This window comes from Paenibacillus sp. sgz302190 (assembly GCF_059820445.1).
The window spans coordinates 268,868-283,790 of record NZ_JBZYAO010000001.1 but is presented as its reverse complement, the minus strand read 5'-3'; the positions used below and the strand labels follow the sequence as shown (position 1 = coordinate 283,790).

Sequence of the window (14,923 nt, the reverse complement as noted above, 5' to 3'; positions counted from 1 at the left end):
AGGGCCGTTTTTTTTGCCGCATTGCGCAACTATTGAAGCTTATGCATACAGCGAGTCTGCATCGACTTGAATAGGGTGTTCCGGCATAAAGGGCGATGCGGCGCATAACGATAATTTATAAGCCGGGTCGATTTCATACTGCTTAAAATAGAAGCTCCGCAAATCGTTTTCGGCGGTCAGACGGATGTCGTCCCCCTGCTTGAGGATGCTGAATGAATCCAAAGCCAGACTGAGCCCTCTTCCATCGGCTTTGATATAGCTTTCTTTTAACGTCCAAATGTCAAAAAAACCGGCCAACCGATGCTCGCCGGGCATGTCCATAATCCATGCGCACTCGGCTGCGGAAAAAAAATGCCTGGCTATCTGCAGATCTATCGGTTGAATTTTCTCAACATCTACGCCTATCGGGTTCGAATCGACCGCACAGACGACCCAGTCCCCGGAATGGGAAATGTTGAAACAGACGCCATCCGCACCGTCAAGCTGCGGCTTGCCGTACGCACTCAAGCTGAAACGAATCTCATGGCGAGGCAGTTTGGCCGCAAGCCCGATCGCATGCTTGGCAAGCAGCTCCCCGATCGCCGAGCGAACCGCGTCTTCGATTCTCAGCATGCGCCGGACTTTGTTCTGTTTTTCCGGAGTTAACTGTTCCGTCATCCGCTCAAGCTTCAATCGATCCATACTTTCCGACACCCGCACAGCAAAAATTTGCGGTTTGAGCAAAGCAGATCCCTCTCTTCTTTTCAAATCGGCTCATTAATCGTTAAACTCAAGCAGTCCCGCTCTCATTAATTCGTCCATATGAATTTCGGACAACTCTTCAAGGAGGCCCAATCCGGTTGCGGTTAACCTTATAAAAATACTGCGTTTGTCATCCGGGTTCGGAAAGCGCTGCACCAGCTCCAGTTCTTCGCAGCGTTTAATCAGCTCCACGCATGCATGAGGAGTAATTTGCAGGCGCTCGGCCAGCTCTTTTGGCGTCGCATAGTCACGGTCGGGAAAACCCATTATAGACAGCATAAGTTGATGGTACTGCGGGGTGAGCCCTTTTCTCCGCGCGGCCTCCTCGCTGAACCGGATAAATTTGCGTATGCGATATCGGAACAAAGCGAGCTGCTCGTACACATGTTTAGGCAATCGTTCCTTATTCATATCCAACACCTCGCTTCAACCGGAATATATTTACTGTACAGCATTCGCTTAAGAGGAACAAGCTGAAGAAATGAAAACAGCTCAGTCTGTTTGATCAAAGTCATAATACCTTACATATAATTAATGAAAATATGATTTGTGAACAAAAAAACATATTTATATGTAATATTTTATAACATAAAATCTTGACTTAAATCGTTATACGATATATATTGAGCGTAAATAGTTATATCCAGTTATATTTCGTATCATGAAATCTGTCCGTGCCACGCACGTTAACGCTGGTGAATAAACATGACAACCAAAAAAGTGAAAAGCGTCTGCCCGTATTGCGGCGTCGGCTGCGGCATTGTGCTCGAAGTGTCCGGGGACCGCGTCGTTAAAGTTACAGGCGATAAAGAACATCCGACCAATTTCGGCCGACTGTGCACGAAGGGCAACACCTGCGCTCAGGCAATCGCCGAATCCGGGCGAATGGAATATGCCTACCGGCGTTCGACCCGTACCGATCAACCGGTTCAAACCGGTATCGATGAAGCGATCCGCGATACGGCTGCGCGGCTGCGTGCGATTCTTGACCGGCACGGCCCTGACGCGCTTTCCTTTTACGTATCGGGTCAAATGTCGCTGGAATCGCAATATCTCATCAACAAGCTGGCCAAAGGTTTCATCCGCACCAACAACATCGAATCCAATTCACGCTTATGTATGGCCAGCGCTGGCAGCGGCTATAAATTGTCGCTCGGAGCGGACGGTCCTCCCGGCTCTTATCAGGACATGGACCGCACGGACTTGTTTTTCGTTATCGGAGCGAATATGGCCGACTGCCATCCGATACTTTTTCTGCGGGTTATGGATCGGGTCAAGGCGGGCGCCAAGCTGATCGTCGTCGATCCGCGGCGCAACGCGACCGCAGATAAAGCAACGCTTTTTATGCAAATCAAGCCCGGTACGGATCTTGCGCTGTTGAACGGCCTCCTCCATTTGATCGTCAAAAACGGTCATACCGATCCGGCCTTTATCGCCGAATTCACATCCGGTTGGGAGCAGATGCCGGACTTCCTCGAAGCGTACACGCCGGACAAAGTAGCGGACATAACCGGCATTCCCGAAGCGGATATCCGCCGGGCGGCAGCATGGATCGGCGAATCGCCCGAGTGGATGAGCTGCTGGACGATGGGGCTCAATCAGAGCACGCACGGCACCTGGCATACGAACGCCATCTGCAACCTGCACCTGGCGACCGGCGCCATATGCCGCCCCGGCAGCGGCCCCTTCTCGCTGACCGGCCAGCCGAATGCGATGGGCGGCCGGGAGATGGGCTATATGGGACCCGGCTTGCCGGGGCAGCGTTCCGTGCTCGTCGAGCACGAGCGGCATTTTATCGAGAATATGTGGAACGTGCCGCGGGGCACGCTCAGAACCGAAGTCGGCACCGGAACGGTATCGATGTTCCAAAGCATGCAGGCCGGCGACATCAAGGCGTGCTGGATCATTTGCACGAACCCCGTCGCCACCGTGCCCAACCGCAAAAACGTCATCGCCGGCCTGCAGGCGGCCGAATTGGTCATTACGCAGGATGCGTTTTTCGATACCGAGACGAACCGCTATGCGGATATACTGCTTCCCGGCGCATTATGGTCGGAGGCCGAGGGTGTGATGATCAACTCCGAACGGAACTTGACGTTGATGCAAAAAGCGGTCGAACCGCCCGGAGAAGCGATGCCCGATTGGCAAATTATCGCCCGGGTCGCCTGCGAAATGGGCTATGCCGAGGCATTTCCCTACGACTCTGCGGCCGATATCTACAAAGAAATTCAACGGGCATGGAACCCCAAAACCGGCTATGACATCCGCGGCGCCGCTATCGAACGGCTGCGCAAAGAGCCCGTACAGTGGCCCTGCGCCCCGGACAGCGAAAGCAGCCGGAACCCGATCCGCTATTTGAACGACGGAACCAGTCAAACGCTGAAAGAGCATGCCGACGGCGGCCGCCCGCGGCTCGTATTTCCGACGGAAAGCGGCAAAGGCATCTTTTTGGCGCGGCCCTATTTGCCCCCTGCCGAGATGCCGGACAGCGACTTTCCTTTCGTTCTGAACACCGGTCGGCTGCAGCATCAATGGCACACCATGACCAAAACCGGCAAAATTCCGACGCTGAACAAGCTGAATCCGGGGCCTTTTATCGAAATTCATCCCGAAGACGCGGCGGCGCTCGGCATTGCCGATCAGGAGCGCGTAGAAATCCGCTCGCGGCGCGGTCTGGCTGTTTTGCCGGCTGTCGTTACCGACAGGGTGCGGCCGGGCAATTGCTTTGCCCCCTTTCATTGGAACGATGTGTTCGGCGACCAACTTGCGATTAACGACGTCACCAACGACGCGATCGATCCAATATCGTTTCAGCCGGAATTTAAATATTGCGCCGTCTCGCTGGTCCGTGCCGCAGAGCATTCCGCACAGGACCGGTCCATGCCTCAGGGCGATGAAAATCAAGCTTACGCCTATGCAAGCGAAGCGGCAGCCAATCAGAAGGAGGACGTGTATATGACGCAAATCGATACGCTCGCAAATATGCTCGGCATTCAATCCTCATCGACGATCACGCTGGATAATCACGAGAAAATGTATATCGCCGGATTCATAACGAGCCTGCGCGCCGAAGAAACGCGGCCTGCTCCCGGTATTCCGGTGCTGCCCCCCACCGCTCCGCTTGAGCCAGTCAAACGTTTTTGGCTCGACGGTCTGCTCGCAGGAATGTTTTCCCGGACGTACCTTCCCGAGGCCGGGCTCGCTCCAAATCACGCGCCGCCGGCTGTAGCGGAGATTACCGCTTCATCTTCGTCTTCGCCGGAGGCGGAGCCTGAAAAAGCCGGCAAGCCTCGCGTCGCCGTAGTTTGGGCATCGCAAACCGGCAATGCGGAAGGCGCGGCGAGCGACTGCGCCAAAAAGCTGCAAAGCTCCGGTTACAGCGTGCGGCTTGTCAACATGAATGCCCTATCCGCAGCGGATTTGTCCGCAGAACGATTTGTTTTGTTCGTGGCGAGCACATTCGGCACGGGCGATCCGCCGGATAATGGCGAAACCTTCTGGAAGCAGCTGGAATCAGGCGATGCGCCCCGCCTGCCCGATCTGCGTTATGCCGTGCTCGCGTTCGGCGATTCCAGCTACGATCTGTTTTGCGGATTCGGGCGCAATCTGGACGCCCGCCTGGAACAACTTGGCGCGCAGCGGCTCATGAACCGCGTCGATTGCGATACGGATTTCCAGGAGCAGGCCGAAGCGTGGATGAATGCGATCGAAAAAGCGCTGGAACATGCGGAATCGGCCGCAGCACCGGAGATCGCGGTAAAAAAGCAATATGACCGCAATCATCCGCTGCGCACACGCGTCATTGCCAACCGGCGTCTGAACCGGGAGGACTCCGAGAAGGAGACGCGCCATTATATTTTCGACCTGGCGGATAAGGGGCTGCAGTACGAGGCCGGGGACGCACTTGGCGTATGGCCGACCAATTGTCCGGAACTCGTCGAGGAGATTATAACGGCGGTCAAGCTGGGTCCGTCCGCACCGGTGACGGTGAAAGACCGCGGAGAGATGCCGCTCGCCGAGGCGCTGCTCCGGCACTTTGAAATTGCCCGCATAACGCCGGGCATGCTCCAGTTCGTGCAGGAGCGCTCGGGCAGCGGCATGCTCGCCGACCTGCTGAAGAGCGAAAATAAAGCCCAGCTGAAAAAGTGGCTGTGGGGACGGCAGCTCGCCGATCTGCTGCAGCAATTTCCGTTGACCGCCGGCGCGGATGATTTTATCGGAATGCTGAAGCCCATGCAGCCGCGGCTTTATTCCATTTCCTCCAGCCCGAAAGCGAACCCCGGCGAAGTTCATATTACAGTTTCGACCGTACGCTACTCCTGCGGCGGTAAATCGAGAAAAGGCGTCTGCTCCTCCTTCCTCGCGGACCGCTCCGATGCCAACGGCGAAATTCCGGTTTTCGTTCAAAAAGCCGCGCATTTCCGTCCCCCCGCCAACCCGGATGTGCCGATGATCATGGTCGGGCCCGGCACCGGCGTAGGGCCGTTCCGCGGCTTCCTTCAGGAGCGGCAGGCGACCGGAGCGAGAGGAAAGAACTGGCTTCTGTTCGGCGAACAGCGGGCCGACAGCGATTTTTATTTTAAGGAAGAGTTGGAGGAAATGCAGAAAAACGGCGTCCTGCACCGCCTGGATACCGCCTTTTCCCGCGATCAGCCCGAAAAAATTTATGTCCAGCACCGTATGATGGAACATGGCGCCGAAATGTGGAAATGGCTCCAGGAGGGCGCTCACTTCTACATTTGCGGCGACGCCAGCCGGATGGCCAAAGAAGTCGATTCGACGCTCAAAAAGATCGTTCAGCAGCACGGCGGCATGAGCGCCGCCGACGCGGAAGCTTACGTCAAAGAGATGACGCAAAGCAAGAGATACGCCCGCGACGTATATTAAATCATCACAGAAAAACCGGGATTCCTTTATTTGGAAAGGGTCCCAGTTTTCGTTTGCAGGAACGGGCTGCTAACCCGCGCGGCGCAAAAGCCATTTTCTCAGAAGCAATCCGGCAACAAGACATCCCACGCCGATAAAAAACAGTTTCAAATACCGCTCCACTACGCCGAACACTTGCTGCCATTGTTCCCCGAAACCGTAGCCCAGCATGAAAAAAACGGCTACCCACAAGCAAGTCCCCGTATACGCATAAAGCGCTACAGTTTTGTACGGAACGCGAATAATTCCGATGAAATAACCGACAAACTGGCGGATACCGGGAATGAAGAAGCAGACGAGCAGCAGCTTGTCCCCGTATTTGTCATAATAGTGACGCGTTTTCCGTACCATCGACGGCTTTATCAGCAGCCATTTGCCGTACTTTTCGATCAGCGGCATCCCCAGCTTGTAGCCGATCCAGTACGTAATCGTGACTCCTGCTACCGCCCCGGTCAAAGCGGCCAAAAAAGCCGGCATCGTGCCGAGCACGCCTCTGAACGCCAAATATCCGGTATAGGTCAGCGTGCTGTTGCCGGGCGGAATCGGTGAGGCGATAAAATCCAAAGGCAGCCCGAGGAGCAGCACGAAATATCCGTATTGCCCGAACAAACGCTCCACCAAGTCGATAACATTCATATTTCTGCTCCTCATGATCAGTAGATTATCAGTCCCTACCATTATAGTATAATCCGATAACCCATAAGAAACCAAAAGCAACGATAAACGGCATCACAATTAAGCCTGAACTGTGCTTAAATGTTACGCCGGGGTTAACTGCTCTGGCTCTGGCGAAAGCGGTTAAGCAATCGTCGCGTGGCTCCGCCGATTAGCGCATGCTCACAGCCTCGCTGAAAAGACTTCCGGGAGGCTGTGAGCGCTGCGCCCGGGGCTGCTTACTCGCAACCAGTCCGCAAAACGCGACCTTGTGCCGCAGGGCAAAATCCGGCAACCCGCCGCAGGCGGATTCGCGGTAGGCTCCGCTTAAGGGTCCAGGACCGGGACAGCTCTTCGACTCCCAGCGGGTATAGGCGCTGTACCGCTCACCTTCTTCATCCGCGCTATCCGCAGCCTTGAGAAAATCGACGCCCGCAAATCCGGTCGACTTTTGCTCGCGGCGCTGGCGTGAGCAAAGCGGCTTGGCACGGCGAAAAGCCTGCAAAAGTGCAGGCTTTATTTGTGAAAGTGGCTCGTTTGGAGGAAAAGCCTGCGATTGTGCAGGAATTTTTGCTTACGATGGCTCTGAGCCTGTGTATCCGCTCGAAAGCCTGCACATTTGCAGGAATATTTCGCGATGAGCGTCATAACGAGCAAAAAGATGCACTTTTGCAGGTTTTCTCTGCGCTGCCTGCTCGAGTGCGATACTCGACCCCCGGCGGGCGTGTTTTTCGGCAGTCGCAACCGCCTACTGACTGCTTCCTCAGCCAGTAGGCCAGTTGGCACTGGTTGTTCCGGCTAAGTAACGCCATAAAGCTAGGAGTCTGTCCGAACGAGTTACTTTTGTGCATACCGGGAGAATAATGACTGCATATATTGCCGCTCGCGCCGCATAATTACGGTCATTTTGCATATATACTTTCTACGTGGTTCATCGGACAGACTCTTAGGTGCGCAGCTGCAAAGAATGCAAAAAATGCATACCAACATACCGGCTCCATAGACGCCTGTTATGTTGGTATGCATTGTATCGCTGCGCTAAATATGCAAAGCTTCCAGCAGCATAGAAATCATTTTTGCCGCTTCGGCTCTTGTTAGTTTGCCTCCCGGGCGGAACGAACCGTCGGGGTAGCCGCTCGCGATTTTTTGTCCGGAAATCGTCTGTATACCCGATTGGGCCCAGTCCGGAATGTCGCGCTGATCGGCGTACACGGCGCTGCTCTTGGTTGCGCCGATGGAATACCATTTCAGCACCCTGCTCATAATGACGGCCATTTCGGCACGCGTAACCGGCTGATCCGGTTTAAAGATTGGTGCGCCCTTCTCTTCGTAGCCTTGAATCACACCGGCTTGCACGGCGCTCGCGATCGAATCCTTTGCCCAATCGGGCAAGGCATCGCGGTCTGTGAATACGGACGGAGCTGCGGCTTTTTTCAAGGCTAGGGCATCCGCGATCATTTTCACCAATTGAGCCCGTGTTACCGCTTCTTCCGGCCGGAAAGTGTGATCCTCAAACCCTTGAATAATCCCCCTGCCGACCAGACGGTCGACGTAAACCGCCGCCCAATGGTTTTTCATATCGGTGAAGCTTTTCAAATTGACGGCAAGTACGGCGAACGAGCCAAAATGATTCGTTTCCACGGAAATGGTTCCGCTGCCGGACACGCTGCCGCCGATATACAGCCACCGTTCCTGCACCTTATTATAATAGTACACCGCAGGCTTCAAGCCTGCTCCAACCTGCGAAGCGTCAAACTGCAAACTCAGCTTCATCGGTTTATTCAGGTTCGAACCCGTACTGCTTGCGAATTCCACCACAGGGCTAAGGCTCTTGATTTCCGAAGCCGGAGGCGCTTGATCCGCATGCAGGACTGAAATCCGGATCTTCCCGTCGCTTGGCAGCGCGCCGGCGGGAATCATTATGGAACCTCTGCGAGGAAGTTCCACTGTGCCTCCTTCGGAAGCGATGACGAATTGCTCGATACTCTCTGTTTCCGGAGTTTGCGCAGGTGTCGTTGAGGTACCCGAATTGCTCGAACCAGTCGAAGACGTGCTGCTTCCGCTCCCCCCGCTGTTTCCGCTACCTTCACTCGCAGCGCTTACCGTCACGTTCACCGTATCGGCATAGACATTGTTCGTGACGGTAATCACCGCCGCTCCCGCCTGCTTCGCTTCGATCAGACCGTTCACTGTTACCGTCGCCACCGCCGCATTGCTGCTGCTGTAAATCGTCCCGTATGTCGCTGAAGTTACATCCTGGGTCGTGCTGTCGGACATTTGTGCCGTCACTGCGAGCTGACGGCTGACGGTGCCGCCAAGCTGCAGCAGCACCGGCTTAGGCGATGCGGCTATGCCGGTCATGCGAACAACCGGAGGCGGCGATTGGGCCTCTGCGACCATCACGTTCACCGTATCCGCAAACCCATTGTTCGTGACGGTAATCACCGCCGCTCCCGCCTGCTTCGCTTCGACCAGACCGTTCGCGGTCACCGTCGCTACCTGCGCATTGCTGCTGCTGTATGTAGTCCCGTATGTCGCTGAAGTTACATCCCGGATCGAACTGTCGGACATTTGTTCCACGACTGCGAGCTGACGGCTGACGGTGCTGCCCAGTTGCAGCAGTACAGGCTTAGGCGATGCGATTATACCGGTCACAGTCTTATATTCAATCGACGCTTCGCCCAACATGCTGCTGTCCCCGCCCGGGTAAGCGCGGAACGTGTATGTTCCGAGTCCCGGGTTCGTCAAACCCGCATCCCCGCTAATCCCCACTTCGACCGTGCCAAGCAAAGGAATATTTTCCGGTACACGTATCGAAAGCGAGCGGTCAAAGCTGCTGTAGTAGATATACGGCACAGGCAGCCCGTTCATAGTGATAGAGCTCGCGTTTATCGAATTGGGCACCGTTAATCCGGCCGGAAACCGGATCGTTATGGAATCCGCATTGTCCGCAGACAACGGTAAGTTCGTCTGAAAGCGGAACGTGTAAGGCACATTGGAAGCCCCGGGCGCAATGGTTCCGGCTGTCGCCGTGAAGTTCTGGATCGTATCCGGCGCAATTATAAGCGGGACTGTGCTTGGAATGACCGTCTTCGAAGTAGAGACCTGCAAGTCGTATACCCCGTAATGATCTTTGAAAAGATTCGGTATTTTGAAAACCAGACTATAATCCGGATCCAAATAATAATCCGAAGGCAGCACGAATTGCAGCTTGTTATCGGCCAGACGGGTCATCGACGCAGGCGCGGAATCCATAGACGGGCCGTCTATCACCAGATCCACCCTAACGTCGCTTGGAGATATGGACGGATCGGTCAACATCGTTCCCGGCGGACTTGAAACCGTAACCGTGTCTCCGCCTTTCAAAATCGTCGGACTTGCGAGTCTGAACCTCAAGGTCCCATCACTCTCCGGAGAAACATACCCGCTATCGTGAGACGGATTATCCGCCAAAGAAGCGCCTGCCGCCGAAATAATGCCGATGCGTCGAGTCGCCTGCAGCGGATCTACGCTCGTGCCCAGCAAGAAGCTGTAATATCCGGGCGCTGAAGGATTGGCGATTTGCGCTGCCGAGTCGATATCAACGACGGCATCCGAAAAGCTGGACAACGTCGACGACGGCTCAACAATCAGCTGATTGCCTGAAACGGTTGCTGAACCGGCTGCTGCTCCATTGATTTTCACATGGGCCCGATCGACCGATGAAGGCAGCGTCATTTCCGCCGGAAACGTGATGTTGATGCTGCTCGTTTCGGCCGGTAGCTGCTGCATGACCATGAATTTAAAATGGTAGCCGGTCACTGCCGATGCCGCATAAGAATCCGCGTCAGGGTAATAGTTCGCAACACTGCGAGCGTACATCGGGCTGTTTGAGGTCGCCCGCGTCGTATTGGACAATGTGCTGATCGCATACTGCTTCAGTCCGGCGGTCTTGTAATGGTAATCGGGCGTGATCAGGAAATTCGCCACCCGGATGTCCACAAACGCCCCGGCGGATATTCCCGCAGACAAGTGGAAAGACAGCATAGGTTGCCACTCGGGACTTAACTGGGTTGTCACAGTATCAAACAGGCTGCTTGGCGCCGCATCGACTTTGGTGCTTAAGCTCGCGGCAGGCACGGATGTATTAGCCGACCAAAAGAAAGCGGTGTTTCCTACGAAATTGTATTGAGGAGGCAACACGATTTGAATAGTTTCCCCCGCTTGCAGATTGTCGGCAGGAGTAAATACGAAATGAAAAGCAGGTGTCTCTTTGGTATAATTCCCCGAGCCCAAATAATAACCGCTAAAATACACCGTGCTCTCGGGGATCGCGCTAAAATCGCTGAATGCGCTGCCGTTTATACCGGCCCCCTCCGCTCGCTGAGGAATGCCCCAGGCCAGAACCAGAAGTGCAACCGCGAGCGTTGCGTTCATAACGATGCGAAAACGAGTCAAACTTTTGTACAGTCTTGCTGAAAACATGGATGTCCTCCCTCTATGAATTTGAAAGTCGCTCTATCAATCTACCAGCCCAAGTTTAAAACTGGGTTAAAAAATAAGAAAACCTCTACCGAGGCCCTCGATGATGAGCGACCGCGTGTAGAGGTTGGTTTTATCGCCAAGTGAAAAGCCCGATTTCGTAGCAACAGCTCTATTCAAAAATCCATTTCTCGCCGTACGATTTGATCACATGTTTGTTTTCCGGCGTTTCTTCCACCGGCTTATTGTACATATCGATTGTTTTTCCTTTTATAGTAAAAATTCCGCCGGCTGTTCTATACCATGCGGCATGGGTCTCCCCGCTTTTTACATAAACGATTTTATAAAACGTATTCGGGTACTGCGCTCGCTTCCCGTCTCTGCTTGCCATCGTGCCTGCGAAAGGACTGTCTTCCAATTTCGTTTTACTAATAGTTTTGACCTCGCCGCCCATCGATTCGATCACTTTGTGAATTTCTTTATGTTCCAGACGGGTCCCGGCCAGCCCTGCCGCTAAAAAGAAAATAAAAGCCGAAACCAGCAAAACGATGAAAATCAAACCGCCTAATTTCGTTCCATTGCTGCGCATAGCTTGCATCATATGTTTCCTCGCGATCCTATTGAATGTTTTGCCGACGTATGGCCCATACAACACGACAAAAGTATTTCTTCTATTATACTACCAGAAAATACTTCCAGAGAATGCCTTCGCGCAAAAAAAGAAAGACAGCTTCCGTATGCGGAAACTGTCTTCCATGCAAAGCCGCTTGCCTTATTGGCTTGTTGTCGGCTCCGGGGCCGCCGTATGTTTATCTTTGAGATAAATAACGATCGCTGCAGCGAAACAAAGGACAATGATGCTGACCGAAGTCCACTGCGCCGCCGTCCAGCCGAACAAAAATTTGGGCGAATCTCCCCGCAGCATTTCCAAAAGAAACCGTCCGGTATTGTACAGCGTATTCGTCAGCAAAAACAAATAACCCCGTTTTAATCTCCGCGGCAAAAGGATCATCACTATCGCAAAAATAATGACGTCCATCTGCCCTTCCCATACTTCCGCCGGATACAGAGGCTTGTCCCCGAACGTCGCGCGGGCGTTGGTGCCTTCGGGATACAATATCCCCCAGTTGCCGCCGGTCGGATCGCCGAACGCGTCTCCGTTCATTAAATTCGCATCCCGGCCGATGCTTTGTCCCAGTATGAGGCCGGGCGCGCATAAATCGGCCAGCTCCCAAAACGATATCCGGTGCTTTCGAACATACCACAATCCGTACAAAAGCGCGCCGACGATGCCGCCTTGAATGGATAAACCGCCGTGCCAAATGGCAATAATTTCTCCCGGATGCTGCGAATAAAATTCCCAATCGAAAAAGAAAACTTGCCAAAAACGGGAGCCGACGATCGCACACAGAAACATCGGTACGGCCATGTTCAGAAAATGTTCGGCCAGCTCGGTTTTCTTTTGCAATTTGGCTAATGTAACGGTTACGCCCACACCCAAACCAAATGCCAACATAAAAAGCAAACTGTACGAGCGTATTGGAAATGCGCCTATGTGGCCTAAAAATTGAAGCATCTTTAACCTCCGGAAGCCGCTGGCTTGAATTAAGAAGTCGCAAAAAGGCCGGTCAGCCGCTGCTCCCCTTTGTTCCCAAAGATGATCATACCACAGAGGACTTACTTTAAAAAGACGGGCCCAACGCAGGCGTCATGGCCGGTTACGCCGGACGCGTGCGCGCTGCGGGCTTCCCCTCCCAATTAACCAAAAAGATGCCGATGCAGATGAGCGCTCCGCCCGCGCCCATATACCATTTTACCTGCTCGCCAAGCAGCAGCCAGCTGAAAAAGACGCCGAACAGCGGCACCAGGAACAGAAATGCGCTCGTTTTGGCGGGATCGCCGTTCCGGAGCAAGTAAAACCAGAGCGAAAACTGCACAATCGAGCAGACGATCGCCAGCCACAGCACAACCGTCACCGATGTGCCGGTGAATGTAAAAGCCGGATGCTCCGCAAATGCGCACAGAATGAGCAGCGCGAGTCCGCCGGCCAGCATCTGATAGGCCGCGAGCACGGTCATATCGAACGCGGCTCCCCATCGCTTGATGAGCAGAGTGGCCGTCGCAAAGCTGAGCGCGCCCGCAAAGCCGATAAAAGTGCCCGGCGACAGACCCATGTGAAAGCCGAAAGTAAAAACGACGCCGACTAGACCGACGGCTACGCCGAGCCATTGACGGCCGCGGTACACCGCTCCGGCAAACAGCGTCCCCAGCACGATGACGAGCAGCGGATTCGTGCACGTAATGATCGAAGATTCGCCGGAAGTAATCCACCGCATGCTGTAATAGCAGCAGCCCATAACGCCGGCGGATTGCACCAGACCGATCGTGGCGATCTGCAGCCACTGCTTCCCGCCGCGGGGCCGGGGCTTTTTGGCCACGATAATAGCAAGCAAGGCACCGGCCAGCACGAAGCGGATGCCTGTCAAAAAGAACGGCGGCGCGTAGGAAAGGCCGATTTTGCCGACCGGAAAAGCAATGCCCATAATAAGCGTCGTTAGAAGCACAAGACTGACATATTTGTATTTATTCATCACTGAATCCTCCATCTCGCTGGTTTTGACCCTATTGTAAGCGAGCTTCGGAATTATGTATAATGATTGTTAAAGATATCAATTATCATTTTTTATGATAGCAAACTGAAACGAGTGCAAAGTATATATTTTACGGCCAGGACGGAGGTTCAGTCATTATGGAAAGCGCAGATTTGCGGGTATTTCAAATGGTCGCGCGCGAAGGCTCGATTACAAAAGCCGCCTTGCGGCTTGGATACGTGCAGTCCAATGTGACTGCCCGGATTCAACAGCTGGAGTCGGAGCTCGGCACGGTGCTGTTTTTTCGCCACAACCGGGGCATGACGCTCTCTTCAAGCGGCAAAACGCTGCTCGCCTACGCGGATAAAATCGTCGGTCTGCTGGAGGAAGCGTCATTAGCCCTCTCCTCCACGTCCGAGCCCAGCGGCCCTCTCATGATCGGGTCGACTCAAACCGCCGCCGCCGTTCGGCTGCCCAAGCTGCTTGCCGCGTATTACGAGCGGCATCCGAACGTTTTGCTGTCGCTGACGACGGGAAATACGCAATTTTTAATCGAGAAAGTGCTGCATTATGAGTTGGAAGGCGCTTTTATCGGGGACCAGTGCGATCATCCGGAGCTTCAGTCCGTTCCCGCTTTCGACGAAGAGCTCGTGATCATATCCGCTCCGTCTGTCTCCGATTTGAAAGAAGCGGTAACAAAGCCGATCCTTACGCTCACCTCGGGCTGCTCTTACCGCGAAATTTTGGAGCAATGGCTGCGGTTCAGCGGATTGACGCAGCCGGTCATTATGGAATTCGGCACGCTTGAAGCGATTATCGGCTGCGTATCGGCAGGGCTCGGCATGTCGCTAATATCCAGAACCGTAATTCGCAAGCACGAAGTGGAAGGCACGCTGAACATTCATGAGATCCCCGAGTCGTTCAGCCTTATGAAAACCGAATTCATTATGCGCAAAGATTCCTTTATCAGCAGTGCCCTGCGCGCTTTTATAGGCATGCTGCCGGGCGCCGCCGCGGCTGACAGCGCTCAAGAGCGAAAGAAACTTACTTGAAATGGTATTTTTGCTGACGATGGGCATGACGTCAATTAGGCCCTGCCTTCGGGCTCGGCAAACGCGTTGGAATAATCGCCCGGCTGCGCAAGAAGCCGGCACTTTATTGGAGTGCGGGGCCGCCCGAGAAAGTCGCGACGCCCTGTTAGGGGCAGCGACCGACCGCCGGCATGCGGCGCAGCACCGCGCACTGGGAGCTGCGCGCGGCGCGAAAAGGGCTGGGGGCCGCCATTCGTGCGGCGGCTTGGCAAGCTGAAAGCCTGCAAAAGTGCAGGCTTTTTCTCAATATGAGCCTCAGCTCGTATATTCGCGCAAAAGCCTGCACATTTGCAGGAATATTCCGCTGCTGGCATACCAGCGAGCAAAAAACTGCACTTTTGCAGGTTTTCCCCGACTCGCCAAGCAGATGCGCCTCCCTGGCGGGGGTCAACAGACTTTTTTCGCAGCTTTTCCCCACGTTACCAAGCAGATACGCCTCCCTAGCAGGGGAGTCAACAG

10 protein-coding genes are annotated in these 14,923 nt (G+C 54.2%); 2 read left to right on the top strand and 8 right to left on the bottom strand.

Features of this window, described 5'->3' with window-relative positions; translation table 11 throughout:
- Positions 1-39: 39 nt before the first annotated feature.
- Together AC6RNO_RS01360 and AC6RNO_RS01355 are read right to left on the bottom strand one after the other, a co-directional pair.
- Positions 40-681, bottom strand: coding sequence for a 4'-phosphopantetheinyl transferase superfamily protein (locus AC6RNO_RS01360; protein WP_497104290.1), 642 nt, complete (start codon positions 679-681; stop codon positions 40-42).
- A gap of 75 nt (positions 682-756) precedes the next feature.
- Complete coding sequence (locus AC6RNO_RS01355; RefSeq protein ID WP_474680867.1) at positions 757-1,152, bottom strand: MarR family winged helix-turn-helix transcriptional regulator; 396 nt, start codon at positions 1,150-1,152, stop codon at positions 757-759.
- Positions 1,153-1,446: 294 nt separating this feature from the next.
- On the opposite strand from AC6RNO_RS01355, the gene AC6RNO_RS01350 reads away from it, so the two are divergent.
- Positions 1,447-5,628 (top strand): sulfite reductase subunit alpha, encoded by a 4,182-nt coding sequence (locus AC6RNO_RS01350; protein ID WP_497104289.1) that lies wholly within the window; start codon positions 1,447-1,449, stop codon positions 5,626-5,628.
- Between the two features lie 69 nt (positions 5,629-5,697).
- Here the strand turns inward: AC6RNO_RS01350 and AC6RNO_RS01345 are convergent, their stop codons facing one another.
- The 5 genes from AC6RNO_RS01345 to AC6RNO_RS01325 form a co-directional block, all read right to left on the bottom strand.
- Positions 5,698-6,303, bottom strand: coding sequence for a VTT domain-containing protein (locus tag AC6RNO_RS01345; protein WP_497104288.1), 606 nt, complete (start codon positions 6,301-6,303; stop codon positions 5,698-5,700).
- Between the two features lie 1,056 nt (positions 6,304-7,359).
- The gene (locus AC6RNO_RS01340; RefSeq protein ID WP_497104287.1) at positions 7,360-10,785 is read right to left on the bottom strand and encodes an S-layer homology domain-containing protein; all 3,426 of its coding nucleotides are present in this window, start codon (positions 10,783-10,785) and stop codon (positions 7,360-7,362) included.
- Positions 10,786-10,954: 169 nt separating this feature from the next.
- A complete protein-coding gene (locus tag AC6RNO_RS01335; protein WP_488438663.1) occupies positions 10,955-11,383 on the bottom strand; it encodes a hypothetical protein in 429 nt (142 codons plus the stop codon).
- Positions 11,384-11,554: 171 nt separating this feature from the next.
- Positions 11,555-12,358 carry a prolipoprotein diacylglyceryl transferase gene (lgt, locus tag AC6RNO_RS01330; protein ID WP_497104286.1) on the bottom strand — a complete coding sequence of 268 codons (804 nt, stop codon included), beginning with the start codon at positions 12,356-12,358 and terminating at the stop codon, positions 11,555-11,557.
- 142 nt (positions 12,359-12,500) lie between these two features.
- The gene (locus AC6RNO_RS01325; RefSeq protein ID WP_497104285.1) at positions 12,501-13,373 is read right to left on the bottom strand and encodes an EamA family transporter; all 873 of its coding nucleotides are present in this window, start codon (positions 13,371-13,373) and stop codon (positions 12,501-12,503) included.
- A gap of 158 nt (positions 13,374-13,531) precedes the next feature.
- Between AC6RNO_RS01325 and AC6RNO_RS01320 the strand changes: the two genes are divergently transcribed.
- Positions 13,532-14,425 (top strand): LysR family transcriptional regulator, encoded by an 894-nt coding sequence (locus AC6RNO_RS01320; RefSeq protein ID WP_474680859.1) that lies wholly within the window; start codon positions 13,532-13,534, stop codon positions 14,423-14,425.
- A 145-nt stretch (positions 14,426-14,570) separates the two neighbouring features.
- On the opposite strand, the gene AC6RNO_RS01315 is transcribed toward AC6RNO_RS01320, so the two are convergent.
- Positions 14,571-14,923 (bottom strand): hypothetical protein (locus tag AC6RNO_RS01315; RefSeq protein ID WP_497104284.1); only part of this gene is annotated, 353 nt, incomplete at its 5' end.